The organism is Mesorhizobium sp. Mes31 (assembly GCF_024519675.1).
GTDB lineage: Bacteria > Pseudomonadota > Alphaproteobacteria > Rhizobiales > Rhizobiaceae > Mesorhizobium.
Window position 1 is genome coordinate 40,869 of the sequence record NZ_JALJRL010000005.1, and the last position, 25,783, is coordinate 66,651.

The window sequence follows — 25,783 nt, forward strand, 5'->3', positions numbered from 1 at the left end:
CGGGACAACGACATGATGGAACACGGCGCCAAGTCGCTTGGCGCCGTGATCGAGAGTACGGCCCAGATCGGGACTGGTAATTATTTAGAATCAATACTTTGATGCATCACGCCTGGGCGTTCCCCCGCGGTGAATCTTGGCCTCTGGAGATCCATGGGAGCCGCCAGGGCGCGTTACTTTGCGCGTACTGTTCAGAAGGCGCTTTCAGCCCCTCGTCATCCGCCCGACATCCTTCGTGATTAAAATTTCGGCAGTACGAGCCGTCTGCCATGATTCCGCCGCATGCCTGACATTTTAGCTGTCTTCTCAAACCGTTAGGTGATCACGGCAGATTTCGGAACGTCGCCATCTTTTGTTCGCTCGAAGGGAACTGAAGAGGTACACGGCCATTGTTTTGCGACGTATCAAGCGGTACGAGTCAAATGATGCAGTGCACAATAAACAGCGTGGCGGAGTAACTGGGGTGACCCTTCTGCAAATCTACTGGAGAGCGCTCGGTTATCTGGCCGAAGACAGGAAACGCGTCGCGTTGATCTGTTCGGCCAACGTCGCTCTCGCCATCATCGCCATTCTCGAGCCGATCATGTTCGGCCGGGTGATCGATGCGATTTCCGAACGCGGTTCCGTGTTTACCACGCTTGCCCTGTGGGCGGGCCTGGGCGCCTTCAACATCGTCGCCTTCGTTCTGGTGGCGCGCGGCGCCGACCGTTTCGCCCACAAGCGGCGCAGCGAGGTGCTTTGCCAGTCTTTCGAACGCGTGATCACCATGCCGCTTGCCTGGCACCATCAGCGTGGCACATCCAACGCCTTGCACACGCTGTTGCGCGCGGTCGAGACGCTGTTCAGCCTGTGGCTCGAATTCATGCGTCAGCATCTGTCCACTGCCGTTGCCCTTGTCCTGCTGGTGCCGACGGCTATCAGCATGGATCTGCGCATGTCGCTGGTCCTGCTGGCGCTCGGCGCGCTCTATGTCGGCATCGGCCGGCTGGTGATGAAGCGGACCAAGGCAGGCCAGGCCGCCGTGGAGCGCCACTATCACCAGGTGTTCGCGCATGTGACGGATTCGGTCAGCAACGTCGCCGTGCTGCAGAGCTACAACCGCCTCGGCCACGAGGCTGATACGCTGCGCCGCTACGTCAGGAACCTGCTCGACGCGCAGAACCCGGTGCTCGACTGGTGGGCGATGGCCAATGCGCTGCACCGCCTGTCGTCGACCATTTCGATGATGGTGGTGCTTTTGATCGGTGCCTATCTGGTCACCCATGGCCAGCTGCGCATCGGCGACGTCATCGCCTTCACCGGCTTTGCCACGCTGCTGATCGCCCGGCTCGACCAGATGTCGGCCTTCGCCAACCAGATTTCCGAGGCCCGCGCCAAGCTCGAGGACTTCTACCATCTCGAGGATTCCGCCGCTGACGCCGCCGAGCCGGATGGCTTGCGCGATCTGACCAACGTCACCGGCCATGTCCGCTTCGAGAATGTCGGCTTCGAATTCGCCAATTCGGGACAAGGCATCGACGACGTGTCGTTCGAGGTTCAGGCCGGTCAGACGGTCGCCATCGTTGGCCCGACGGGCGCCGGCAAGACCACGCTGATCAACCTCTTGCAGCGCGTCTTCTCGCCGTCCCATGGGCGTATCCTGATCGACGGCATCGACACCCGCACCGTGACTCGCAAGTCGCTGCGTCATTCGATCGCCACCGTGTTCCAGGATGCCGGCCTGCTTAACCGCTCGATCGAGGACAACATCCGCGTCGGCCGCGCCGATGCGACCAATGACGAGATCCATGCCGCCGCCAACGCGGCTGCCGCGCAGGACTTCATCCTGGCCAAGAGCAGCGGCTACGATACGCTGGTTGGCGAGCGCGGCGGCCAGCTGTCGGGTGGCGAGCGCCAGCGAATCGCCATTGCCCGCGCCGTGCTGAAGGACGCACCGATCCTGGTGCTCGACGAGGCGACCAGTGCCCTCGACGTCGAGACCGAGGACCGCGTCAAGGAAGCGATCGACGAATTGCGGCGCGACCGCACGACCTTCATCATCGCCCACCGCCTGACCACCGTTCGCGACGCCGATCTGGTCGTGTTCATGGACAAGGGCAGGGTGGTCGAGATGGGCGGCTTTGCCGAACTTTCGATGCGCAACGGCCGCTTTGCCAGCCTGCTGCGTGCCGGTGGCCTGCTCAACGACGAGGAGGTTCGCCGCCTCAGCCGCACCGTCCAGCAGCAGCAGGAAGCCGCCGCCTGATCGGGTAGTGCCGCCTCCGCCTTCTCCCGCGCAAAGGGAGAAGGCAAGACCCGCCTGCGACACCACCGCTCGATTGCCCCAAACGCGCCGGCGGTCTATGTAGAGCCGCATGAGCGACATGACTTCACGCCTGACCGGCTGGATGGATCTTGCCAACCCGACGCGCTTCGTCGGGCTGGCCGACAAGGTCGTGCCATGGCTGGCGACGATCGCCGCGCTCATCCTCGCCGTCGGGCTCTATATGAGCTTCGCCGCGCCCGAGGATTTTCAGCAGGGCATCACCGTCCGCATCATGTACCTCCATGTGCCTTTCGCCTGGCTCGCCATGATGTGCTACACGCTGATGGCGGTTTCCGCACTTGGCACGCTGGTCTGGCGCCATCCCCTGGCCGATGTCGCGCTGAAATCCGCAGCGCCCATCGGGGCTGTCTTCACCGCGCTGGCGCTGGTCACCGGTTCGATCTGGGGAAAGCCGATGTGGGGCACCTGGTGGGTCTGGGATGCGCGGCTGACCTCGGTCTTCGTGCTGTTCCTGATGTATCTCGGCATCATCGCGCTGACCCGTGCGCTCGACGATGCCGGACGCGCCGCCTGGGCCGCCGCCATCATCACGCTGGTCGGCTTCATCAACATCCCGATCATCAAATTCTCGGTCGACTGGTGGAACACGCTGCACCAGCCGGCCTCGGTGTTCCGGCTCGGCGGACCGACCATCGATCCCAGCCTGCTATGGCCGCTGCTGGTCATGGCCGTCGGCTTCACGGTGCTGTTCTTCGCATTGCACCTGATGGCGATGCGCACCGAAATCCGCCGCCGCCGGGTCATCGCCATGCGCCGCGTCGCGGCACGCCAGGCCGAGCGGCAACCGACTTAATTTATTATGCCGCCTGGCGAAACGCGTCAGGTCATCCTTCCGCGCGCCGCCACCGGCAGCGTTTCCAGCACCTTGTCGCCGTCGATCAGATTGACCTCGTTGAACAGGTTGGTGACGACGCAGCAATGGTCGGGGACGACGCGGACGCGTTCACCGATGCGCAGTCTGGCCTGGTCCGAAAGCGTGACGGTGCCGTGCTCCTCGCTCAGGCCGGTCACCCGCGCGCCCGCAACGCCGAGCAACTCGCCGAAATCGGGCAGCCCCAGCGTGTCGCTGGACAGCGCCTTGCTGCCGGCGTCGAGGATGGCGCGCGTCGGCGTCGGATGGCTGACCACCGTCGACAACACCGTCAGCGCGCAATCGTCGAGAGTGCCGACGCCCTTCGCGACCTGATAGCGATCGAGATAGATGTAGGTGCCGGGGCGATACTCGGTGACGACCGATGCGTCGCTGGAACGCCACATGTCCGGCGTGCCGCCGCTGGAGATGCGTTCGCAGGCGAGGCCCGATGCGGCAAGCGCCTGCCTGGCGTTGGCAAGCCAGGCCTCGGCCTCGGCCGCGCGCCCGGCGGCCGGATAGGTCATCAGCCCGCCGAAGGCGAGGCCGCCAGCCTTGTCGATCTGTCTTGCCAGCGCAACCGCTTCGTCAGCCGTCTGCACGCCGCAGCGGCCCATGCCGGTGTCGCATTCGACCAGCACCGGCAGACGATGGCCGGCATCGGTGAAAGTCGCTGCTAGCCCTTCCAGCGTCTCCATGCTGTCCGCCGTCACCGACAGGGCGACACGGCGATGCAACGCCAGAAGCCGCTCCAGCTTGGCGCGGCCGAGGATGTTGTAGGGCAGAAAAATATCGGTGAGCCCGGCGTCGGCCATCACCTCGGCCTCGCCGATCTTCTGGCAGGTGATGCCGACGGCCCCGGCCGCGACCTGCTTCTTCGCCCAGTAGGGCAATTTGTGCGTCTTGATATGCGGCCTCAGTTTCAGCCCGTTCTTGTCGGCATGGGCCTGCGCGCGGGCAATGTTGGCTTCGGCGTGCGCCGCGTCGATCAGGATCGAGGGCGTATCGAGGTCGTGGATGGTCGGCATCATCTGTCACCCTGTGAAAATCCGCAGGGGTTATGATCCCGAAAGCGCGCGATGTCACGCGGCCAGCCGGGCGGATCTGTGGTCCATGCGCACAAGCCGCAAGGCGGGTGCGGGGCGGCAAGACGGATCGACACCGCATCGGCGTTCGGCTATGCGGTTTGCCAATGCATGTCGCTCAAAGATGCGTAGCGGTTTTGGGACAACGACATGCGTGCTAACAAGCTGAAGCGTATCGCGTGAACCCCGTCAGACGCCGCGCGCTCGAGCAAAGTCGACACGAAGGACCATGATCATGAAACGCTCCGCCATCAACGACATCATCCGCGAAGCCGACGCTTTCATCCGCTCGTTCGGCTACATCATGCCGCCCTTCGCCTATTGGTCGCCCGAGGAAATGAAGGCGCGCCAGGTCGATTCCTCGGCCATCTTCACCTCCCGGCTCGGCTGGGACATCACCGATTACGGCCAGGAGAAATTCAAGGAGCTCGGCCTGTTCCTGTTCACCGTTCGCAACGGCCGCTACGAGGACATGAAGAAGGGCATGGGCATGCTCTATGCCGAGAAGATCATGATCTCGCGCAAGGACCAGCTGTCGCCGATGCACCGCCACAACATCAAGGCCGAGGACATCATCAACCGCGGCGGCGGCAAGCTGGTGCTGGAACTGTTCATGCACGATCGCGACGGCGGCATCGATCCCAAGGCCGAGGTCACCGTGCCTGTCGACGGAACCATCCACCGGCTGCCGGCGGGCGGGCTGTTGAAGCTCGACCCGGGCCAGAGCGTCACGCTGCTGCCCGGCGTCTGGCATGCCTTCTGGGCCGAGGGCAAGGATGTGCTGATCGGCGAGGTGTCGACCGTCAATGACGACCTCACCGACAACGTCTTCCGCGAACCGATCGGACGCTTTTCCAACATCGACGAGGACGTCGCGCCGGTGCACCTGCTGGTGTCCGACTACGAGAAGTGGCTGGCCTAGTTCGCTTTAAATTCAGGCGCCGGCTGGATCACTGGTCAAGGCGGCGCCGCCTCAATGACAGCACTCTGGCGCTGACTGCACGCTCGTCCGGCACAGGCAAGATGAACTGATCGGCACGTCCGCCTTGGCCAGCGCCGCCACAAGTCTTGCCTGCAGCGCCGGCAGTTCTTCGCTCTCGCCGCGCCGTTTCAGGCATTCCACCAGCCCGTGCAGCGCCCACACATTGTTCGGATGCTGGGCGCAGCGCTGCACCTTGCCGCGGAGGCCCAGATCGTCGCGATAGACCTTTTCGGCCTCTTCCGCGTGATCCTGGTCGAGAAGCAGCGCCGCCAGCGCATGGCGCGGCGGGTGCATCCATGCCCACGGCTCGGTGTAGGACAGATTGTCGTCGAGCTGGACCGCTTGCCGCAGATGGCCATAGGCCTCGTCATGCCGGCCCTGGTGGTAGGCAAGCTCGCCGTCGAGCAAGGCGGCGCCGACAGCCAGCGAGGCGCGGGTCGGGTTGCTGAGGAAGCGGCGCTCGGGTGCAATGCCGGCCAGATGCCGCTGGAACTCTTCGCGCTCGCGCTCGGCTTGAGCGAATTGCCTCAGCGTCGCGTGCGCGACACCCTTGGCGTAATGCTGCATGGCCGCCGTCAGCACATAGAGGCCAGGCTCTTCGGTCATCGGCTCGTCGATGATCTCCTGCCAGCGGCCGAAGCGCACCAGCACATGCGATTTCATCGCGTGGTAGCCTTCCACCGTCTGGGTGAGCTTTGGCCGGTCCTTGATGGCAATCACGTCCCGCGCGACCAGCCCGCGCACCTTGTCGGCGGCCCACAGTGCCGGCCTGGACTGGCCTGACAACATGCAGGTGAACATCATCAGATGCAGATCATGACAGCAGCCGAGCAGATAGTAGGTCGGCGCGTCCGCATAGGCGAGGTAGAGATCGTTGGCGCGAACCGCCTTTTCGCTGGCAAGCCTCGCCTTGTCATACGCGCCGCACAGCACATAGATGTGCCCCGGCATATGGTTCATGTGCCCGGCATCGGGGCACATCTCGCCGAGCAGGTCGGCCGAGCGCATGCCGCGTTCCGGCATGGTGGACATTTCCAGCAGATGGATGTGCAGGTGGATGATCGCCGGATGCTGTGCAATCCCGGCCTCGTCGGCAAGCCGGATCGATCGCTCGCAAACCTCGAGCGCCTCGACGACATCGGAATTCGGCGCCGGTTCACCAGTCTTGAGATTCCACAGCCGCCGCACGGTGCGCATCATCAGCGCCTCGACCAGCAGTGCCATCACATCATGGTCGTCGGGAAAGTTTTCGTAGACCTGCCGCATCGCGGCGGCATAGGCATCATCCCACTGTTCGAATTCCTGCGGGCTCACTCTGTGCGGATTCTGGAAACGGCAAGCCAGCGCCTCGATCAGCTGTCGTTCGACATCGCCGGCGCCAGCTGCATTGTCGCGCGCCAGTTCGACATGCTCGAAGCAGCGCTTGGTCGCGCTGTTCGCCTCGGCCTCGCCGTGCTCCTTCCAGGTCAGATTGTAGAAAGGCCCGGCGGCATAGGCGATGCCCCAATGCACCATCGGGCAGTCAGGGTCGGTTTCCAGCGCCTTCTCGAAGCACTTGATGCCTTCCTCATGGTTGAAGCCGTAGCACCAGTTGAGCCCGATATCGAACCAGCGCTGGGTCTCGGTCGAGCGTGTGGAGATGGCGCGGCGGTAGGTGCCGAGGTCGAAGCGGTCCATGTCTTCCATTCAAAGTCTTGCCGGCCGCAAGCCAGGCCGTGGCCAGATTCCCTAGCCCTCAATGTGTGCCGAAATCTCCAGCCATGGCAAACGTCATGAGCCGCACGGTCACTGTTTGAGAGGGGAGGCCGGCGTCCTAGACAAGAAAGCCGCCCGGCTTGCGTAAGCGGGCGGCTTTTGAAAATGGAGGTCTGAATGGGAATTGAACCCATTACGTCGGTTTTGCAGACCGATGCGTCACCGTCCCGCCCTCAGACCGAGCCGGTCTTATGGGCATCCCATCAGCACTTAGTCAACCCGCTGCGGGTGGCTTCCGGTTGCGCCGTTGTGGCGACGCTTCATTTTGCCAGCCAGCCAGCGCTGGCAGGTCGTCAAGCCAACTTTTCTCGGTCATCAAAGCAGCGCCGGTCTGAAGGTCCGCCTGGGTTGCGTTTTGAATGAGCCAATCCATCCACTTGCGATAGGCAGCCGGATCAAGCTGGGGCGGCAGAACCTTGGCCTTGAGCAGCATCCGCTTGCGGAAACTGGTTTGCCTGCGGAGTTTGGTCGTCGTGAATTTGATGGCCTTGCCTTGATAGTCGATCGTCCAGCGGTCATTCCCATGGCTGGTGAGCCTGTCGATGGCGAAATCGGCATCGACCGGTCTATCCCGCCAGGGAAGCTCGATGGCATTCTTCCTCAGATCGAGAGCCCATCGCCTGTAATCGGCCCCGGCACGCTGCGGCGGCAGCACACCGGCCTGTTCGAGCATCTTCCTGCGAAAGGTAGGCTGCTTCTTCAGCTGGCCGGTCGTGAACTCGATGCGATGCCCACGAAACTCGACGTGCCACCGGATCCTTCCGTTGCCGACATACTTCACCAGCCTGTCGACGAAGAACTCGCCATCGGCAAGCATCACGCAGCCTTGGCGGATCCTTTCGAGGATTAACTGGCTGTCAGTGGGCAATACGCCGCCTCTTGCACAAAATTTCTACGCAACTTAGCCATTGGAGCGCGCCAGCGGCCACCGATCTTTTTGCCTTGCAAATCTCACTACCTCAAGCCGCTTAAAGTGACGCGCCGTGCCTGTTCTCGGGGGCGGGAAGCTTGATTCAGGTGCCGCGCATCAGCCAGCCGCGCTTGCTGTCGGCTGCCTCAAGGCCTTCCATCCTGACACGAATGTGCAAACCGTCATGTTACGGTCTGTCATATCACCGATCTGATAACCATCGAAGCAAATGGGAGAATTCGCCACGTCCAGGATCAACCGCCGCGCCTTGCTTTTCCATTCCGGCAGCGCAGCCGTCGCCTCGACGGTTGCGGCAACAGCACGCGGCACAGGGGAGCCGGGCCGAGACCAGGAACCGTCCGATAGACTGCGAGAGCTGATTGAGGCGCACAGGACGGCATATGCCGCCTTCAACAAGGCGTTGCACGATGCAGGCGGCGGCGACTCCGACAGAGCCAGCCGGGAGGAGGAGAGGGCGCTGCTCGCCATCTGCGGCTATGCCGCGGTCGAGGAAGGCGATCGCCTGGCCAAGGCCCGATATCTCCTGCAGATCGAAGCGCGCGGCGAACTCGACCTTCCGGAGCATATGCAGGCTGTTCTTCGATCGACGATGTGGAAGGGATGAGGCGACCGGCACCCACGACGGTATCCGGCAAGTGAGGTTCGCCAAATCCTTCCGTCTTCGAGAAACGGAAGGATTGTCTTCCGCGTGCCGCTGGACTGCGACGCTACAGCCATATTCGCGCCGGCGGCGGCCTCGCCGCCGACGCGAACCTTTCAGCCAGCAGGTTTGCAGCAGGCCCTACGCCGGCTTGGCGTATTGCTCGGCGCTCATGACCTCGATGCAGACAAAGCGTTCGTTGCCTTCCACCCAGGCGTCATGGCCTGGTGGGATCGTATAGGACGTACCCTTCGTGAACGTTTTCTGCGTTCCGTCATTCATCTTGACGGTGATGGTTCCGGAAATGACGTAGCCGACATGCGATACTTGGCAGCTATCCGTCTTGACGACCGGCTTCACGCATTCGGACCATTTCCATCCCGGCTCCATATTGAGCCGCCCAAGGGTAAAGCCTGGAAGCCGCACCACCTCGACGCGTGTCTTGGCGGGCGAGCGAACCTCATCGGGGTTGTCGTGAGATTTGGATTCAAGTTTGGTGACATTCATTCCACCATCGGCCATGGCATCCTCCCATACGCGACGCGGAGCCCGATGCTGTCACCTTTCCATCATATTAGCAATTGCTTTTATATCTTGCGAAGGTCGACCACAGCCGCGGTGACCACCTACGCGGGTGACCTACAATGGCCTACTCAGGACATAAGAATCTATGTAAGCGGCTGATTCAAATGATGAATAAGAGTGGCTGGGGAACCTGGATTCGAACCAGGACTAACGGAGTCAGAGTCCGTGGGTCTACCGTTAACCTATTCCCCAGCAGGCGCGGTCATGAACCGCGCGGGCCGAGCGGGCAAGCCGCTGTGAGCGCTGCCTTGTAGCCGCCAGTGGAAAATAGTCAAGCCTGCTGCGCAGTTCAATCGGCAGGTTTTGTCGGCGGGCTTCAGGCGCTGCGTTTCGAAGGCCGCGCGGGCTTCGAGCCCATCCCGCGCCTCAGCTCTCGCTGCGGCTGAACTGCGAGCGTTCGAAGTACAGCACCACGCCCAGGCCCAGAATCAGCGGGATGATCAGGTAGAACAGCCGGAACACCAGCAGCGCCGCCAGCACGCCGACCGGGTCCATGTCCGACAGGCCGGCGAGGAAGACGACTTCGAACACGCCGAGCCCGCCCGGCGCGTGCGAGATCTGCGCGATCGAGAAGGAGACGAGGAAGACGCCCAGCACGACGAAATAGCCGGGATTGTGGGCCTCGGGCAGGGCAAAGAAGATGATCGCGGCGGCCGCCAGCAGTTCGATCGGGCCGATCAGCAACTGCCTGGCGACGATCGGCAGCGCCGGATAGTGCAACTGGAAGCTGGCGATCTTCAGCGGGCGCAGATGCAGCCAGCTGCCGAAGATATAGGCGGCGACCAGCAGCAGCATGACGACGCCCGCCGCTTGCGACAGGCCGTGATGGGCGATGCCGGAAAACCGGTCGAGTATCTGCGGCTCGAAGACAAGCACAAGGCCGGAGGCGAGCAGCGTCGACAGCACGAAGGTGATCCAGCAGATCGCCACCAGGATGCCGACATCCTGGCCGGTCAGGCCCCTGGTGCCGTAGGCTCGGTAGCGGATGACGGCGCCGGAAAACACCGAGCCGCCGATGTTGTGCGACAGCGCATAGGTGGTGAAGGAGCACAGGGTGACGAACAGCCACGAAACTCGTCTGCCGATATGCAGCAGCGCGATGTGGTCGTAGCCGGCGAGCGAGGCATAGGCGACGACCGAACTCAGCGCGGCGAGGATCCAGCCGCGGGTCGCAATCGCCGATATGCCGCCCCAGACATCGTCGAGCGAGATGCCGCGCAGTTCGTGCCAGAGCAGCAGCAGCGAGAAAATCACCGCCGCGAGGCCGACGACCGGCCAGAAATAGCGTCTCCAGTTCATTGCCTGATTGCCATGCGTTGCGGATCCGCTTCCTTTTCTGTCGGGAGTCCGGCTGGTCCGGATTCTTCCATTTCAGGAATGCCTCATTGAAGCCGGCTATTCAACCGCGAACGCTTGTCGCGCCGGCCACCAGCAGGATTTGCCGTTGTCGAGAGCGGCTGAACAGGAGGCGCCGGCAGGCGTTGCGCTAGCAATCCTGGCTTGCGGATACACTGCGCGGCGCGGCCGGAAAGGCGGTTCGTGCGCCCAGCCGGCAAAATTCAGCATGCGGCTCTTGGTGATCGGGCGCGGCACTGTTAGTCTGGCGGCAACTTAAAACACTGAAGCGCCCGCAGCGTCCATCATCGGTTCGCGCGGCGCCGGAAGGAACGACAAGTGGAAGACCGCGACACCGGCGCCGGCGCGCCGGAGGTGGGCGCGTCCAGCGCTTCCCCAGGGCCAAGTGCCTCGGGGACCGCCAGTTGGCAGCAGCGCCGCCCGACGGAGGCCCGCTCCGCCGACGGGCAGGCGGGCGACGCGGCCAACAAGGGCAAACCCAAGAAACGGCGCAAGCGAAGGCGCGGGCGCAAGGTTTTCGCGCGCGACGAGGCGCGGCCCGCGGAGATTGGGTCGCCGGCGCCCGGCAAAACCGCTGCCCCGGCCAATGAAGCGCGCAGACCGGCGGAGTCGGTGGCCTCGCCCGCTGCTGCTCCTGTGCGGCCCGAACAGGGCACCCGCCGGCCGGCGATGCAGGAGCTCCCGGTGTTCGCGGCGCTCGACCTCGGCACCAACAATTGCCGCCTGCTGGTTGCCGTGCCGACGCGGCATGGCCAGTTCCGTGTCATCGACGCTTTTTCGCGCATCGTCCGTCTGGGCGAGGGGCTGACCGCCAATGGCCGGCTCGGCCAGCCGGCGATGGACCGCGCCGTCGAGGCGCTGAAGATCTGCGGCGACAAGTTGCGCAACCGCAAGATCCGCAAGGCCCGGCTGATCGCCACCGAAGCCTGCCGCACGGCGGAAAATGGTGTCGAGTTCCTCGATCGCGTCGAGCGCGAGGCCGGCCTGAAGCTCGAGATCATCGACCGCCAGACCGAAGCGCGGCTGGCGGTGTCCGGCTGCGGCTCGCTGGTCGAGCGCGACACGCAAGGCGTCGTGCTGTTCGATATCGGCGGCGGCTCGTCCGAAATCGCGCTGATCGATCTCAGCGGCCGCCGTTCGCCGCGGCTCGCCAACCACATCGTGTCGTGGACATCGCTGCCGGTCGGCGTCGTTTCGCTGGCCGAGCGTTTCGGAGGCCGCACGGTGACGCGTGAGATCTTCGCCGCCATGGTCGACGACGTCGCCGGCCGGCTGGCCAGCTTCGACGGCCGCGACCGGCTGAGCCATCTCAAGGCCAGCCCGAATTTCCATCTGCTCGGCACGTCGGGAACGGTGACGACGCTGGCCGGCGTTCACCTTGATCTCGAACGCTACGACCGCCGCCGTGTCGACGGGCTGTGGATGGACCGCGACAGTGTCGATCGCATGGTTGAAAGACTGGTCGGCTGGGATTTCCAGCAGCGCTGCGCCAACCCTTGCATCGGTGCCGATCGTGCCGATCTGGTGCTGGCCGGCTGCGCCATCCTCGAAGCGATCCGCGCGGTGTGGCCGTCGGAGCGGCTGCGCGTCGCCGACCGTGGCCTGCGCGAAGGCATATTGAGCGAACTGATGGCCGATGACGGCGTCTGGCGCAACGATGGGCGTGGCAGAGCATGATCCAGAATTGGCCGCCGGTGAACAGTCGACCCCCACTCTGTCGAGCTTCGCTCGACACCTCTCCCCCGATCGACGGGGTAGAGGAAGGGCGCGAGGCGATTCCAGCCGGCACCATTCCTCTCCCTCCGGAGGGGGGAAAGGTGGCGCTGCGAAGCAGCGACGGAGTGGGGGAAGCCATTCGTGAAGCGCACAGTCGCCGAAGAACGGCCACAACTCGGCGAACGACGAAACTCAGACCAGAAATCATGATCTCGAAACGCAGGACCGCGTTGGCGAAAAGTGGCGACCGGTTTTCGTGGACAAACGGTTCCGTTTGTCCAGAGATCATGCTCTAGCAAGAAACTAGCCAATGACCAAGAAACCGGAAAAACCAGGATCGGCCAGCATTCGCGTGCTGAAGACGCGGATCAAGAAGAAGAGCGGCCTGAAGGAATCGTCGCGCCGCTGGCTGCAGCGCCACATCAACGATCCCTATGTCCAGCGCTCCAAGGCTGACGGCTATCGCTCGCGCGCGGCCTACAAGCTGATCGAGATCGACGACAAGCACCATCTGCTGAAGCCCGGCATGAAGGTGATCGATCTGGGCGCCGCACCCGGCGGCTGGTGCCAGGTCGCCGCCGCGCGCACGAAATCGACGGCCGACCACCCACATGTCGTCGGCATCGACTATCTGGAAATGGACGCGGTGCCCGGCGCCCCGGTGCTGTTGATGGATTTCCTCGACCCGCTGGCGCCGCAGAAGCTGGCCGAGGCGCTGGGCGGCGATCCGGATATCGTGCTGTCCGACATGGCGGCACCCACCACCGGCCACAAGCGAACCGACCACATCCGCACCATGCATCTGTGCGAGGTGGCGGCCGATTTCGCGCTGTCGGTGCTGAAGCCGGGTGGGCATTTCCTCGCCAAGACCTTCCAGGGCGGCGCCGAAAACGAGCTGCTCTCGATGCTCAAGAAGAATTTCCGCTCGGTGCACCACGTCAAGCCGCCGGCGTCGCGCGACGAATCGGTCGAGCTCTATCTGCTGGCAAAGGACTTCAAGGGCCGGGAACGTCCGGTGGACGGTTCGGAAGCTTCGAGCGCCCGGAGCCACAGCGAAGGGCAGGGCGAGCCCGAAGCCTGAGTCAGCCGGATCAGTTGCCGGGTGGGCTCACCGTTTCCAGCGTTTTCGGCGTTGTCAGCCGGCCATGGCCGGAAACGGCATTGCCGGCATCGGGCGCCAGCCGGATGAAGGATAGCGACGCTGCGGCGGAAATCGCCGCGACGATGAAAAAGGCGGTGTGGAAATCGGCCAGCGTCAGCGACCTGCCATGGAAGCTCGTCGACACTTCCAGGATGCCGCCGGCCACCGCTACACCGAGCGCGATCGACAGTTGCTGGAAAACGGCGGCGATCGGGGTGGCCTTGCTGGTGTCGGCCGCCGAAACCTCGGCATAGGCAAGTGCGTTGACGCCGGTGAAGAACATCGAGCGGATGAAGCCGCCCACCAGAAGCATGGCCAGCATCAGCAGATAAGGCGTGTCGGGGGTGAACAGGCCGTTGACGGCGATCGACGCCGCGGCGACCAGCGAGCCGACGACCAGCACGCGGCGGAACCCGGCGCCGCGGAAGATCAGCGCGGTGACGAATTTCACGCCGATGGCGCCGATCGCCGAGACGAAGGTGATCATCCCGGACTGGAAAGGCGTCAGCCCGAAGCCGATCTGGAACATCAGCGGCAACAGGAACGGCACGGCGCCTATGCCGATGCGGAACAGCGAGCCGCCAAGCACCGAGGAGCGGAACACCTGGTTGCGGAACAGCTCGAGCGCCAGCAGGGGATTTTTGGCGCGGCGCGCGTGCAATAGATAGAGGACGCCCGACAACAGCCCGACCGCCACGGTGATGAACCCGGCGATCGGCGGCAGGGCCGGCAGGCTGACCACCGACAGGCCGAACACCACGCCGGATGCCGCCAGCCCGCTCAGCACGAAGCCGATGAAGTCGAGGGGCGGCGTCTCCGCCGGTTCGGTCTCCGGCAGGAAACGCGTCGCCAGCCAGATGCCGACCAGGCCGATCGGCACATTGATCAGGAAGATCCAGTGCCAGGTGAAGTAGGTGGTGATGAAGCCGCCGACGGGCGGACCGACCAACGGTCCGACCAGCGCCGGAACGGTCAGCCATGACATCGCCGCGACGAGTTCGCTTTTCGGCGTCGCCCGAACCAGCACCAGACGCCCGACCGGTGTCATCATGGCGCCGCCGATGCCTTGCAGGAAACGCGAAACCACGAAAGCCGGCAGCGAACCGGAAAGCGCGCAGGCGATCGAGCCGACGATGAAGACCGCGATCGCGGCGCGAAAGACATTCTTGGCGCCAAAACGGTCAGCCATCCAGCCGCTGATCGGAATGAAGATCGCCAGCGACACGAGATAGGCCGTCAACGCCAGCTTGAGCGCGATCGGGCTGGTGTGGATGTCGATCGCAATCGCCGGCAGTGATGTGGCAATCACGGTCGAATCCATGTTTTCCATGAAAAGTGCGACCGCCAGGATGAGCGGGATGGTGCGATTCACGAGCGTGCCCGTTTCAGAGTCTCTTTCCGGCTGGGGGCGAACCGGTACGAGGGGCGGGTACCACGGCTGGACACGGATGTCGCATTAATTTGCTGTCACTTTTATGCGACCGGCAACCGTAGGTGGCGTCCTTTCGGCAACAAGTCACCTTTCCGGGAGCGTGAAATCATCGGCTTTTCATCGGCGGCGGGACGTGGTACCAGCCAGCGCCAATCCTGAAAGGGAAGAAACGAGTCGGCGCTGTCCATTCCGGTCCAGCGCTTTTTTGTATTCCGAGGGCTGGCCATGGCAAAAATCATCGAAACGTCCACCGGCGCACTGGCGCTGACCTTTGACGACGTGCTGCTGCAGCCCGGTCATTCCGAGGTCATGCCCGGCGAGACCGATGTGCGCACCCGCATCGCCGGCGACATCGACCTCAATGTGCCGATCCTGTCGGCGGCGATGGACACCGTCACCGAGGCGCGCCTCGCCATCGCCATGGCCCAGGCGGGCGGCATTGGCGTCATCCACCGCAATTTCACGCCGGCCGAGCAGGCCGAGCAAGTGCGCCAGGTCAAGAAATTCGAATCCGGCATGGTGATCAATCCCGTCACCATCGGCCCCGACGCCACCCTTGCCGACGCGCTTTCGCTGATGCGCACCTACTCGATTTCGGGCATTCCGGTGGTCGAGAATGGCGGCACCGGCGGCCAGAAGATCGGCCGCCTGGTCGGCATCCTGACCAACCGCGACGTGCGTTTTGCGTCCGATCCGGCGCAGAAGGTCTACGAACTGATGACCCGTGAGAACCTGATCACGGTCAAGGAGAATGTCGACCAGGACGAGGCCAAGCGGCTGCTGCACCAGCATCGCATCGAAAAGCTGGTCGTTGTCGACAAGCAGGGCAATTGCGTCGGGCTGATCACCGTCAAGGACATCGAGAAGTCGCAGCTCAACCCGCACGCCAGCAAGGACGCGCAGGGCCGCCTGCGCGCCGCCGCCGCCACCAGCGTCGGCGACGATGGCTACGAGCGCGCCGAACGCCTCATCGACGCCGGCGTCGACCTTCTGGTCATCGACACCGCGCATGGCCACTCGCAGCGCGTGCTGGACGCGGTGACGCGCGCCAAGAAACTCTCCAACTCGGTTCGCATCCTGGCCGGCAATGTCGCCACCGCGGAAGGCACGCAGGCACTGATCGACGCCGGCGCCGACGCCGTCAAGGTCGGCATCGGACCGGGCTCCATCTGCACCACCCGCATCGTTGCCGGCGTCGGCGTGCCGCAGCTTTCGGCCATCATGTCGGCGGTGGAAACTGCGCACAAATCGGGGGTTTCGGTGATCGCCGATGGCGGCATCAAATATTCCGGCGATCTTGCCAAGGCGCTCGCCGCCGGCGCCAGCGCCGCCATGATCGGCTCGCTGCTGGCCGGCACCGATGAAAGCCCGGGCGAGGTCTATCTGCACCAGGGCCGCTCCTTCAAGGCCTATCGCGGCATGGGGTCGGTCGGCGCCATGGCGCGCGGCTCCGCCGATCGCTACTTCCAGGCCGAGGTGCGCGATACGCTGAAACTGGTCCCGGAAGGCATCGAAGGGCAGGTTCCCTACAAAGGACCTGTGTCTGGAGTGCTGCACCAGCTTGCGGGCGGGCTGAAAGCCGCTATGGGTTATGTCGGTGGTCGCGATCTTGCCGATTTCCGCGAACGCGCCACCTTTGTGCGCATATCCAACGCCGGACTTCGTGAAAGCCACGCCCATGACGTCACGATTACCCGCGAAAGCCCGAATTATCCTGGTGGGCTCTAACCTAAAGAAAAAGCTGTTTTATTTGAAATAGTTACGCCGATGCGATAGACGCAGTCCACGTGTGTCAGCGGATAGTCAGCATTTTCGATGGAAAAACGGCTAAAGTCGGAGGTGCCGGCGCGCCCTGGATGAAACGCCAGTGACGCACGCCGGCAGATTTTCAAAGCAAAGTGGGCTCCAAGGTTAGGCGGTAACCGTCCGGCAATTTGGGATGGAACGGGCCCGGCCCTTCCTGCTCGAGTCCGAACTCGTAGACGTCAAAGCTCAACTCCTCCTTCAGCCACCTGGCCACGAATCCGCGGTGGCAGAAAACGCCGTCACGAGGGCGCTCCCAGCACAACAACGCTGCGGACCGACATGCCGCCAGATCCTCGATCTTCCGCACGATGGCGCGCGGATCGAGGGCGGCGAGCTGGGTAACATAGAGGTCCGCGTATTCATCGACGGTCGCAGTTCGAAACCATGGACCAGGTGCCAATTCACGGACGGCCGGCACGTCGTGATCAGCCTTCGGCGCCCGGCGGGCGATGCTGATCCTTGCGAATTGCGGCGCGAGCTTCGTGAAAAAGCTCGACGTTACGATCTTCATGGGCGCGCCTCACTGGTGCCCGGCCGCCATGGCAACCGGGCACCGCTCTCTCCGTGGTAGGGTCCCATTGCGATTATTGCCGGTCGCGCTTGATGCGCTCAGGGATTGGATCGGCTGGCATCTGAGCCCGCCACAGCGCACCCACGATCTGGTTGGCTTTCTGCTTGCCGGCGTGCGCTTCGAGGAATAGCGCGCCCGCGCACATCTGGGCGATGGCGACCCTCATCGCCTCGTCGCGGCCGCTGCAATTTTCGAGGTGGCCGAGTTCCGCCATCGCATCGAGGATGGCGACATGATCTTGTTCACGCATCGACCGTCTCCTTGACGTTCTCGGCCGCGCCGTCGGTCAGCACCGGCCTGCGCAGGGCGGGAGTCGCCGGCTGGGGGCCCTGGTCCCGCTCACCACGCTCCATGAACGCCGCAATGATAGGGCCGCGTGCAATTTTCGAAAGACTGATTGTGATCTTCATGATTTCTCTCCTGTGTTGCTGAAATTACTTATCTCATCCAGAAAATATAGTATAATCTAATTGACACGAAATGTAATTGGTCAAAAATGGTTATTTGGTCACCGGTATGGTTCCATAACACTTTGTAACCGATATGGAGACAGCGCGGCGAAACTCGCCTATCAAGGCTGCGGCACCGGCAGCATCGGGGGAAAGTGTCTCGTGAACGTCGAAGAGATGATCAATCGACCCATCGCCGAATGGACACTTCCGGACCTAACAGCGATCAGCTCTGCCAGCATTCCGGAATCTCAGAAATTGGAGTTCAAAGCCGACTTTGCACTTGGCAGCCAGGAAAAGTGGCGTACCCGCCAGGAACAAGTCTCATCCGGGAGCAGGGACGCATTGGCCGAGGAACTCGTCGCCTTTGCGAATGCGTTCGGCGGCATGCTGCTGCTCGGCGTGCGCGAGGAGAAGCAGGATGACGGCCGCAGGGTGTCCGCAGGGCTAGGCGATCCGATTCCACGTGTCGCCGAATGCGTCGATCGGCTGGAGAGCAGCCTGCGCGATGTCATCGATCCGCCGCTGTCGATGCTGGAGGTCCACCCGATACCATCGGGCGACGACGGATCGGGATACATCGCGATCAAAGTGCCCCAGTCGCTTTCTGCTCCGCACGGCGTCGGGCGACCGGCGAGGGCCTTTGTCAGGCGTGGCGCCTCCTGCGAGCCAATGACGATGCGCGATCTACAGCATGTCTTCTGGGAGGCGCGAACTGCCATCGATCGGGTAAACAACGTTTTCGATCGCCGTCATTTGCAGTTCGAGAGCGCGGTCGTTCGCCGCCACGTTGCCCCGTCGGTGCCGCCCCACGTGTTCTTTCGCATCACTATCGTGCCCACGCTCAGCTATCAGATTACGCGACTTCCCTTGGTCATAGGCGCAGCGCCGCCGCTCGGCTTCGATTTTCGTCCTACCCCATTTCTCACGCATCAACCCTCGATGTTGACCCTTTCGGCTCCCAATTGGCGGCCGAGGGCAGGCGGCATGAGTGCGACCCAAGAGGACGGGCGCGGAACAAGCCGCGAATTGACGATCTGGACCGACGGCACGTTGGAGTTGACGGGTATCCATATGTCGAGCGGCGATGGCAAATTGCATTTTCCTGGGTGGTATGCTGTCGGTGGGGTTTGGCTGCTGTTCAATTCCATGCGTTTCCGCCGACATCTCGGCCGCATCGAGGTTCCGCTCACAATGGAGGCCGAGCTGCGCGCGTCGAAAGACGGTCAGGTCGTCTTCAGCGACACAGGGCAGTCTTTTGACGGCGACAGCGCGCCCGCACCAAGAATTCCGGTCTTGACGGATCGGCTTCAACTCGGACGAGACGCCGAGTTCGATGAAGTCGCCCAACTGTTTGCCGAGCAGATCGGGTGGGCTTGTGGAATCAGGTGCGACTTTTCGGGTCTGAGGCTCGGACCCAACATTGCGGTTTAACCGAAGGCCATGCCATCACGTGTCCCATAATGCGTCCCAGATATTCATCCCGCGCGCCAAGATCGCCCGCCACCCCTTGGGATAGAAGCTCCTGGAGCGGCCCGGCCACAGAATGTCGACATATGTGCTTGGGTGTCGCTGTGTCACGAGCGAGAAGGGCAACAGACAGCGCCTATAGAGACTGATCGCTTGATGCCCAGCAGCCCTTGGGAAGAGGTACCTTGGGACAGGCTACTCTGCTGGTACCGGCTCATTGGCGGCAGGTGTTTGCGCAGGCGACTTCATGAAATCCAGGTCAAAGGCTCGTCTGTTTATGACCCCCACCATCCTGTCCAACAGAGCGTCCGCATAGGGGGAACGGATGCGACCTACGCGCCGCAAGCGCCAAGTCACGCGGGCAGGCCGATCCAGCACGACGACCTTGTTCTCCTTGATCTTGACTGCTTCCTCGAAAATCCCGGCCTCCACGTACTTGAACTCTTCGGGGGCGGCGAACGCCAACATCAACTCCCGCTGGAATGCCATACCATCCAACGCCTCGGCTTTCGGCTTACTCACCGCTTGGACCGCCTGGCCAGCTTCCTTCGCCGCTTTCGCAGCTGCTTTTTGGGCTGTCTTGAACTCGCGTATGGCTTCCGCGCTTGCCTTTCCGGCGGCTATCAATGCCCCGTACTGCTGGGTCCGTGTCGAATAGATGCTCTTCAGGCCAGGAAGCAGTCCGTTTGGCCTCTCCTGCCCCTCCTCGTAGCTGATTCTTCCATCCTTGCGGAAAGACGCGAGATCCAGGATCGAAAGCAGTACCGTGGCCGAACTACGGAAGTCGCAGACCTGGTACTTTCCGTCAATCGTCACGGGGAGCGTGTACTCCTTCTCCTTTCCGACCGATTTCACGTCTGTCTCGATAACCTCGACGAACGTGGCGACCGTGCCGTCGCGGGTTCCGCCGGGCCGAAGAGCGATGTCGCAAGGCTGACCCAACAAGACGAACCTACGGGACTTGGCGGACTTCGCCGTCGGCTCGGTAGTGTCCACTTGGAACACGTCGCCGCAGGCTATCGGCGTTAGTGCCGCGTTGATCAGCGAGTCGCTCTCCCATACCTCGGCCTTGCTGAAGGCCGCGAGCTCCGGACCGGCGAAGCTTCCTGTCGCCACAAGGGGAATTTCCCGCAAGTCGCGAAGCCGCTCGGAAGCCTTGAGAACCGCGTCGTCCGTGCCGAACATCTTTCGTATCTGCTGGGAGATGAAGCCGGTCAAGGCCCGCTCGATGACGTGGAGTTCGGACACACCTTCCCTGTAAGCCTGGTCCACGACGTGGCTATCCAGTTGCTCGGGCGCGATGCGGAGCAACGACGAGGCCGCATGGCTGAACGACACCGAGACTTCTTCCCTGGCTCTTACGAGCACCTCATGGACGCTGCGCCGTAGCCCGGCCCGCTTGATCGCTACCCGTAGGGCCTCTTCGACGGCCTCCGTCTCCGAATCCCCCGCTATCCGGTGTTTCGAGACGACGCAAAGCGCAACGGCCTTGGCGACTTCCGCCTCGAGGCTGTCCATGAGGCGTTTCTCCGTGCCGGCCTCGTCCTCTTCCGTCGCGTCGTGCGTCAGTATGAATGCGGTCCCCTTCGATCCGAGGCGGTGAAGGGCTACGACGATATCGAGTCCCCTTGTATCGTCTTTACCTCCCGCACTGTCCTTGAGATCGATCATGTAGCTTACGGCCTCGTCACCGGCGCCGCTGAGCTCCTCCAGCCGCGCATCGACACCGTCGAACGACCAGCGATCCGCCTTCAGGACGCCCAGCAACTTGCAGGCGCGCTCGATCGCGTCGGTCGTCAGTTCCTCGGTAGGATCGTGGTCGATGACTTGCTGGCGCTTCAGGAACTCCTGCCTGATCTCGTCGCGGCGCCCTTGATCGGCATCGGCAAGGATCTGACGCATAGCCACAAGCGCGTCGTCGGCGTTGAACTCGAACGCGGCAACCACGTCGCGCAGTTCGGGAAAATCACACTGTTTGGTAGTCTCGATGTTCTGCCACAGCATGTCGGCCAAGAGTGCTGCGGTGTCGTTGAAGTGGTCGTCGATCCAGATCACCCGGGAGGTACCGAGAAGCTTCAGCGCTTGCTCCAGGGTCATTTCCGGTCTCCAGTGAAAAGGACGGCGTGCAGATCGACGTCGAACTTGAACCGGCGGCCCGAAGGGTTCCGCTCGGTGTCCAATGATATTGTGCAGGCGTCGAGCGACAGTAGTTCGGATATGATGAACAGTCCCAGGCCCTGGCCCGGATCACCCTCGGGCTTGGTCGTCACGAACATCTCGAACAACGATTCTTCCACGTGGGGATCGACACCCTCACCACCGTCGAAGAGAACGAACCCTCTGCCATCGATCTTGACCGTGATCTTCCTGTCGACCGGATGCGAGCCACTCGTTGCCGCGCGACGTAGCCAATAGGCACTGTTCCTGACCAGGTTGTCCAGGACCTGAAGCAGACGGCTCCGGTTCATCCGCACGATAGTCGGTTCGGGAGGCAGGGCCACCTCGATGGCTATTTCGGATTTCTCCAGACTCAGGCGTCGGTTCTCGAAGTATTCCCCGACGAACTCGCCGAGAGAAAAGGTATCTTTCGTTGCCCTTGATCGGGGCAGCATGGGGTCGATGAGCGATGCCGCACCCGATATAGCCGAGCACGATGCACGTATCGCCCTCAGGTCCGGCAGGATGGATTGATGACCAGAACTGCCCTTGGTGGACTTCTCGATCGCGTTCGCGCGCTGGCGGATCTCCGCCAGATGCGTCCGCAGCTCGTGGGCTAGGCCCCGCGCGCTAAGACCGACTGCTGCGCTTTCGAACAGCCCAACCATCTGCTGCTGCTTATCGTCCATATCGCGCTTGAGACGCTTGAGGGCAGCGTCGGAACCGCCGGGCGGCACGATCTTGGACCTCACCTCGTCGATGGCGGCCATCGTCGCCTTCATGACCCTCATCGTCTCGTTGACCACGTCGGCGCCCGAGTCCAAGCCGCTTTCTATCCTCCTGATGCTGCGGTCAAGGTCGCTCGCCGCCTTGTCGGCGACGTCTTTCACATGCTGCGCCGACTGCAGGTTGCTGGAAATGTCGACGAGCGGGTCGACGCTGGCACCCGCCTGAATCGCGTCCCTGTCGTCGAGGTCCTTGACGTACTTGTCCAGCGTACGCCGGGTGTTCTCCATCGCCTCGCTGGCGAACCGCTGGCAACGCTGGGCGATGGTATGGAAACCGCGATAGGTAGCGTCTTCGACGAAGCCTTCCCGATCCGATTTCTCCACTAGGCTGAAGTTCTCGGCGCCAGTCAGGGCGAAATAGCCGACCGTATTGTCGACGCGCAGGCCGTATGTGCTGCCCGAGGTCATTTCGGAGGACAGTCCCAGCCAGTCCCCGGGAGACCGCACCTTGAAGCCGTCCCTCAGGATCGAGATCCCGGACATGCTCTTGATCACTGCCGAGTCGACACCGACACCAGCGGCTGCCGCCTCGTCGGGCCCGCGTTCGTTGAGGTGGAAGTAGTAGAACGATCCGGTGAAGGGGCCGGGATCCCGGGTGGATGCCAGACCCTCCTCGATGAAGAAGTCGCTCCAGTTAAAGGTACGCTCTATTTCCAGGTACCATGGCGCATCGTCGAACACTTCCACCTTGTCGTACTGCTTCATCCGGCCCGAAGACTTCAGGGCCTTGGTGAATCCTTCCCCACGGTCGGGACCGTTGAATGCCCGCTCGGTCTTGTGCTTCTGCTTGTCGTTGCGCTCCGACGCCAGCAGGCGCTTACGCATGAGCGCCCGGGCGACCAAGCGTCGGTTGCCGGTCTGGGGGTCGTCCTCCCACCTGAAATGGAATTCGGCGACTGCACGCGCCAGCACCTCGTTGGCCAACCCCGAGAGCGATTGATCGACCCCGTCCAGTACAATACCGACTGGAAAGGTCGACGTCGCCTCGAAGGGCGAGATGAGTTGCGCGAGGCTTCGCGTGATCTCATTCAGACGCCTTGGGCGACGCCACTCGGGCATGTCGTTGAGTCCGAGTATCGACACTCGGGTCCCCTTGAACCCCGCACTGTTGGCTTCGTTGCTGATTTGAACGGGGATCTGGTCCACGGTATCGGCGACGTCGCAGTCGGCCCAGCGGAACTGTGCCCGCCATAGATCGCTTTCTGGCGAGGTGGCGGTCTCGACCAGGAGAATGTCACCGAGCTTCATGGTGCCGAGACGCCCGAGGCCCTTGTCGCCGAGCGGCGTCCGCCCGCGCAATGTCTTTGCCTTGGGCCCCTCTGACGTCCGCTTGCGGGACTTGCTGATCACCAGCCACGACGACCGCAACTGGGCTGGGTCCAGGCCGTCGCCGGTGTCCTCGATCGTAATTCGACCCATGTAGTCGAGTTGTCTGGTGACCAAGGCGGTCGGATCGGCGGCGTCGGCGGGCTTTTCCGCATCTTCGCTTGGCTTCACAAGGACGTGGACGTTCTCGGCCGGAGCCGTAAACCGGGCCAATTTGCCGGCGGTGCCATGCTCGTAAAGCGTACCTTGCTCGCGAGTGTCGATCTCGATCCGACACCCGGGAGAATCCGCGTCGTACGAATTCTTGACGCACTCCAGGATCGCCTGCTCGACATCGGTCACGAGCTCGCGCCCGAGTTGGATGAGCACATGCGATCCGACACGGAGTTGGGGGGTGTCTTCCATCAGGCGAATTCGGCTACGAGCGTGGTCTCCGCGGTGATCATTGCACCCATGCTATTCTTGGACGGCATCCTCTTTGTCGGCAGTTTCCGCTTCACTGCGGCAATCGGCCGAGCGCCCAGATGGCTCAACATCTCGCTGCAGATGTCGTCGAACGGGACCTGCTGCCCGTTCGCCGTCCTGTTGCCAGTAGTAATAACCCAGTGGGCCTTTCCCGAAAAAGTATCCCGGAGGTTCCGGAGACCGTCTACAAAATCGAACATGAAGGCCGCAACCTTCCTCGTCCCCTCGGGCCGGTCGGATCGATCAGAGGCGAGGAATTTGTCCAGCGTTGGGGAGACCCCGCGTACCATTGCGGCTTTCTGTGCGACGTCCTTAAGCGACCCGCCCAGGCTGGCGGTATCGGTGGTGTGGGAGGTCGAGATGAGGCCGGGCGTTGCCTGCGGCAAGTCTCTAGCGTCTATCCAGCGCAATGCCAGGTAAGAGAATTGCCCGTAAGGTATCGTTGTCCGATTGTCCCCGTAGGGTGGGGAGGTAATTAGGAGGCGGTGTTTCCCAGTGTCGCTTTCAAGTACGACGTTCCTGACGTCGCCGCAGAACACTTGCACCCCCGGAGGTGTGGGTCTGTTGACGATCAGGAACCTGTATTCCGCGATCCGCTTCAACGCACGCCTGACATTCTCCTCGAAAGTCGGTATCACCGCCCCGCCCGTCTTATCGGTGTCGGCACGCTTATGGAGCTTGTAGGTGCTGGTCCGGCTGTTCGAGCATACGCGTATCGTCTCGGCGAGAAGCGTCCACATCACTTTGCGGCCATCTACGTCCTGCAGGCTAGCGATCGACCTCCGAAGTCGTGACAGCGCGATCGCGGCCGGTTGGTCAAACCACTTCTCTAGTCCCGGGAAATTGACATCGATCGTTTCGGTTATGTCCAAACGGTATGTCTCGACGACGTGCCGCGCCGCGCCCTCAATGTCGACACCGTCATCAATTGCGGCCTTCGCCTGGCATACTAGGACCGCAAGCGGATTGATGTCGATGCCGGTGAAATCCAGTCCGCGAATGAGGGCCTCGGTCAAAATGGTGCCCGAACCGACGAAAGGGTCTACGATCGCGCACTGCTGATCAACTGACTTTACGACCGCATCAATGATATCACCCTGCATGGATGGAACCATCATTGCCGGATAGCGCAGCAGCCCGTGTAGGTTAGGCCTGGAGTTCGTCCCGGTCTCTGACCACGAGGATGGCTGATCGTCCTGCATGCCTTTCAAACGACGTGACAACGAGCTCATTGGCATTAATTCCGGGCGTGCCACTACGGCACCATTTGAATGCCACTACGGCACCGTTTGAGTGTATCGGGATCTTTGAAAAAGACCAGGCTATTCTCCGCCTACGCCTTGCCCCCCAACGGGAATAGCAGATCGGTCCGAAGCGTATATCAAAAAGTGAAATCTTTTCTCAACGCCTTTGCGCCTGGGCCGCAGATAGATCTGTAGGTTCTCCGAGCCGTCCCCGAGCAGCAGGCACTAGCAACAGTTCGTTGCCAGCTTTCCATTTGGAAAGGCAGTTTTTAAGACGGCAGGGTCGGCGCCGAATATCGGAAATGAGGCGCAAAGCAGTCATGTACTCTTTCGCCTTTGAGGGTCTGCTTTGGGTCAGGTCACGACGATGCCCAGCCGGCCTGAATGTCGGCCGTTCCGCAGGGGACGGTTAGAGCATTCCGAACACTCCGAACACTCACGGGCGCGCGTGCGAGGGCCAGCATCTCGGACAACTCGGACACTCACGCGGGCGCGCGAGCCACGCACTCGATGCGAAGATCTACGATGTGGCGCTGTATCTCGCTTCATGGCCCAATTCCTTTTTTCAAGCGTGTATACCGTCTGGAATCCATGGCGTGTGAGGACTTGTTCGGTCATGAGCACAGTTTTGTAGAGAATGTGCTACCACTTAACCGTTCTTGGCAGGAACGGTTTCGCGTGGAGGGGGTAGGTGTCCTAGGTCACGAA

General features: G+C 62.4%; 20 protein-coding genes and 2 tRNA genes. 8 read left to right on the forward strand and 14 right to left on the reverse strand.

Features of this window, described 5'->3' with window-relative positions; all coding sequences use genetic code 11:
• The first annotated feature begins 463 nt into the window (after nt 1-463).
• Nucleotides 464-2,245 (forward strand): glucan ABC transporter ATP-binding protein/ permease, encoded by a 1,782-nt coding sequence (locus NR193_RS10150; protein ID WP_256750728.1) that lies wholly within the window; start codon nt 464-466, stop codon nt 2,243-2,245.
• A 109-nt stretch (nt 2,246-2,354) separates the two neighbouring features.
• Nucleotides 2,355-3,119: a heme ABC transporter permease gene (locus tag NR193_RS10155; protein WP_256750729.1), complete on the forward strand. Its 765-nt coding sequence runs from the start codon at nt 2,355-2,357 to the stop codon at nt 3,117-3,119.
• Nucleotides 3,120-3,145: 26 nt separating this feature from the next.
• On the opposite strand, the gene NR193_RS10160 is transcribed toward NR193_RS10155, so the two are convergent.
• Nucleotides 3,146-4,204: a D-TA family PLP-dependent enzyme gene (locus NR193_RS10160; RefSeq protein ID WP_256751019.1), complete on the reverse strand. Its 1,059-nt coding sequence runs from the start codon at nt 4,202-4,204 to the stop codon at nt 3,146-3,148.
• Between the two features lie 292 nt (nt 4,205-4,496).
• On the opposite strand from NR193_RS10160, the gene NR193_RS10165 reads away from it, so the two are divergent.
• Nucleotides 4,497-5,183: a D-lyxose/D-mannose family sugar isomerase gene (locus NR193_RS10165; RefSeq protein ID WP_256750730.1), complete on the forward strand. Its 687-nt coding sequence runs from the start codon at nt 4,497-4,499 to the stop codon at nt 5,181-5,183.
• 51 nt (nt 5,184-5,234) lie between these two features.
• On the opposite strand, the gene NR193_RS10170 is transcribed toward NR193_RS10165, so the two are convergent.
• The 3 genes from NR193_RS10170 to NR193_RS10180 form a co-directional block, all read right to left on the reverse strand.
• Nucleotides 5,235-6,920 (reverse strand): hypothetical protein, encoded by a 1,686-nt coding sequence (locus NR193_RS10170; protein WP_256751020.1) that lies wholly within the window; start codon nt 6,918-6,920, stop codon nt 5,235-5,237.
• A gap of 184 nt (nt 6,921-7,104) precedes the next feature.
• Nucleotides 7,105-7,178 (reverse strand) — tRNA-Cys (locus NR193_RS10175).
• A 34-nt stretch (nt 7,179-7,212) separates the two neighbouring features.
• Complete coding sequence (locus NR193_RS10180; protein ID WP_256750731.1) at nt 7,213-7,866, reverse strand: hypothetical protein; 654 nt, start codon at nt 7,864-7,866, stop codon at nt 7,213-7,215.
• Nucleotides 7,867-8,137: 271 nt separating this feature from the next.
• Here NR193_RS10180 and NR193_RS10185 point away from each other — a divergent pair, with 271 nt between their 5' ends.
• Nucleotides 8,138-8,533, forward strand: a complete 396-nt coding sequence (locus NR193_RS10185) for a hypothetical protein (protein WP_256750732.1) — start codon at nt 8,138-8,140, stop codon at nt 8,531-8,533.
• Between the two features lie 177 nt (nt 8,534-8,710).
• Here NR193_RS10185 and NR193_RS10190 read toward each other — a convergent pair whose 3' ends face one another.
• The 3 genes from NR193_RS10190 to NR193_RS10200 all read right to left on the reverse strand — a co-directional run bounded on the left by NR193_RS10190 (nt 8,711) and on the right by NR193_RS10200 (nt 10,453).
• Nucleotides 8,711-9,091 carry a cupin domain-containing protein gene (locus NR193_RS10190; RefSeq protein ID WP_256750733.1) on the reverse strand — a complete coding sequence of 127 codons (381 nt, stop codon included), beginning with the start codon at nt 9,089-9,091 and terminating at the stop codon, nt 8,711-8,713.
• Between the two features lie 181 nt (nt 9,092-9,272).
• Nucleotides 9,273-9,346 (reverse strand) — tRNA-Gln (locus NR193_RS10195).
• Nucleotides 9,347-9,520: 174 nt separating this feature from the next.
• The gene (locus NR193_RS10200) at nt 9,521-10,453 is read right to left on the reverse strand and encodes a lysylphosphatidylglycerol synthase domain-containing protein (RefSeq protein ID WP_256750734.1); all 933 of its coding nucleotides are present in this window, start codon (nt 10,451-10,453) and stop codon (nt 9,521-9,523) included.
• 375 nt (nt 10,454-10,828) lie between these two features.
• Here NR193_RS10200 and NR193_RS10205 point away from each other — a divergent pair, with 375 nt between their 5' ends.
• Both NR193_RS10205 and NR193_RS10210 read left to right on the forward strand, forming a co-directional pair.
• On the forward strand, nt 10,829-12,187 hold the full coding sequence (locus NR193_RS10205; RefSeq protein WP_256750735.1) for a Ppx/GppA phosphatase family protein: 1,359 nt from the start codon (nt 10,829-10,831) through the stop codon (nt 12,185-12,187).
• Between the two features lie 349 nt (nt 12,188-12,536).
• On the forward strand, nt 12,537-13,307 hold the full coding sequence (locus NR193_RS10210) for an RlmE family RNA methyltransferase (protein ID WP_256750736.1): 771 nt from the start codon (nt 12,537-12,539) through the stop codon (nt 13,305-13,307).
• 10 nt (nt 13,308-13,317) lie between these two features.
• Here the strand turns inward: NR193_RS10210 and NR193_RS10215 are convergent, their stop codons facing one another.
• Nucleotides 13,318-14,739 carry an MFS transporter gene (locus NR193_RS10215; protein WP_256750737.1) on the reverse strand — a complete coding sequence of 474 codons (1,422 nt, stop codon included), beginning with the start codon at nt 14,737-14,739 and terminating at the stop codon, nt 13,318-13,320.
• Nucleotides 14,740-15,024: 285 nt separating this feature from the next.
• On the opposite strand from NR193_RS10215, the gene guaB reads away from it, so the two are divergent.
• Nucleotides 15,025-16,527, forward strand: a complete 1,503-nt coding sequence (guaB, locus tag NR193_RS10220) for an IMP dehydrogenase (RefSeq protein ID WP_256750738.1) — start codon at nt 15,025-15,027, stop codon at nt 16,525-16,527.
• Between the two features lie 160 nt (nt 16,528-16,687).
• On the opposite strand, the gene NR193_RS10225 is transcribed toward guaB, so the two are convergent.
• From NR193_RS10225 to NR193_RS10235, 3 genes are all read right to left on the reverse strand, one after another.
• Nucleotides 16,688-17,116, reverse strand: a complete 429-nt coding sequence (locus tag NR193_RS10225) for a hypothetical protein (RefSeq protein WP_256750739.1) — start codon at nt 17,114-17,116, stop codon at nt 16,688-16,690.
• Nucleotides 17,117-17,189: 73 nt separating this feature from the next.
• Entirely contained in the window at nt 17,190-17,426 is a 237-nt protein-coding gene (locus NR193_RS10230) for a hypothetical protein (RefSeq protein ID WP_256750740.1), read from the reverse strand.
• Entirely contained in the window at nt 17,419-17,586 is a 168-nt protein-coding gene (locus NR193_RS10235) for a hypothetical protein (protein ID WP_256750741.1), read from the reverse strand. The genes NR193_RS10230 and NR193_RS10235 overlap by 8 nt, the downstream gene beginning before the upstream one ends.
• A 201-nt stretch (nt 17,587-17,787) precedes the next feature.
• Here NR193_RS10235 and NR193_RS10240 point away from each other — a divergent pair, with 201 nt between their 5' ends.
• Nucleotides 17,788-19,059: an ATP-binding protein gene (locus NR193_RS10240; protein ID WP_256750742.1), complete on the forward strand. Its 1,272-nt coding sequence runs from the start codon at nt 17,788-17,790 to the stop codon at nt 19,057-19,059.
• A gap of 231 nt (nt 19,060-19,290) precedes the next feature.
• Here the strand turns inward: NR193_RS10240 and NR193_RS10245 are convergent, their stop codons facing one another.
• From NR193_RS10245 to NR193_RS10255, 3 genes are read right to left on the reverse strand one after another with little or no spacing between them, the layout of a single operon-like run.
• The gene (locus NR193_RS10245; protein ID WP_256750743.1) at nt 19,291-21,192 is read right to left on the reverse strand and encodes a hypothetical protein; all 1,902 of its coding nucleotides are present in this window, start codon (nt 21,190-21,192) and stop codon (nt 19,291-19,293) included.
• A complete protein-coding gene (locus NR193_RS10250; protein ID WP_256750744.1) occupies nt 21,189-23,771 on the reverse strand; it encodes a sensor histidine kinase in 2,583 nt (860 codons plus the stop codon). Before NR193_RS10250 ends, NR193_RS10245 begins: the two co-directional genes overlap by 4 nt.
• Nucleotides 23,771-24,934, reverse strand: a complete 1,164-nt coding sequence (locus NR193_RS10255; RefSeq protein ID WP_256750745.1) for a site-specific DNA-methyltransferase — start codon at nt 24,932-24,934, stop codon at nt 23,771-23,773. Before NR193_RS10255 ends, NR193_RS10250 begins: the two co-directional genes overlap by 1 nt.
• Nucleotides 24,935-25,783: the final 849 nt, after the last annotated feature.

Coding starts and splice junctions, on each gene's coding strand:
- NR193_RS10255 (WP_256750745.1), bottom strand. CDS start 24,934: ATGCAGGGTGATATCATTGATGCGGTCGTAAAGTCAGTTGATCAGCAG.
- NR193_RS10200 (WP_256750734.1), bottom strand. CDS start 10,453: ATGAACTGGAGACGCTATTTCTGGCCGGTCGTCGGCCTCGCGGCGGTG.
- NR193_RS10250 (WP_256750744.1), bottom strand. CDS start 23,771: ATGGAAGACACCCCCCAACTCCGTGTCGGATCGCATGTGCTCATCCAA.
- NR193_RS10185 (WP_256750732.1), top strand. CDS start 8,138: ATGGGAGAATTCGCCACGTCCAGGATCAACCGCCGCGCCTTGCTTTTC.
- NR193_RS10190 (WP_256750733.1), bottom strand. CDS start 9,091: ATGGCCGATGGTGGAATGAATGTCACCAAACTTGAATCCAAATCTCAC.
- NR193_RS10225 (WP_256750739.1), bottom strand. CDS start 17,116: ATGAAGATCGTAACGTCGAGCTTTTTCACGAAGCTCGCGCCGCAATTC.
- guaB (WP_256750738.1), top strand. CDS start 15,025: ATGGCAAAAATCATCGAAACGTCCACCGGCGCACTGGCGCTGACCTTT.
- NR193_RS10210 (WP_256750736.1), top strand. CDS start 12,537: ATGACCAAGAAACCGGAAAAACCAGGATCGGCCAGCATTCGCGTGCTG.
- NR193_RS10230 (WP_256750740.1), bottom strand. CDS start 17,426: ATGCGTGAACAAGATCATGTCGCCATCCTCGATGCGATGGCGGAACTC.
- NR193_RS10245 (WP_256750743.1), bottom strand. CDS start 21,192: ATGACCCTGGAGCAAGCGCTGAAGCTTCTCGGTACCTCCCGGGTGATC.
- NR193_RS10235 (WP_256750741.1), bottom strand. CDS start 17,586: ATGAAGATCACAATCAGTCTTTCGAAAATTGCACGCGGCCCTATCATT.
- NR193_RS10155 (WP_256750729.1), top strand. CDS start 2,355: ATGAGCGACATGACTTCACGCCTGACCGGCTGGATGGATCTTGCCAAC.
- NR193_RS10165 (WP_256750730.1), top strand. CDS start 4,497: ATGAAACGCTCCGCCATCAACGACATCATCCGCGAAGCCGACGCTTTC.
- NR193_RS10160 (WP_256751019.1), bottom strand. CDS start 4,204: ATGCCGACCATCCACGACCTCGATACGCCCTCGATCCTGATCGACGCG.
- NR193_RS10170 (WP_256751020.1), bottom strand. CDS start 6,920: ATGGACCGCTTCGACCTCGGCACCTACCGCCGCGCCATCTCCACACGC.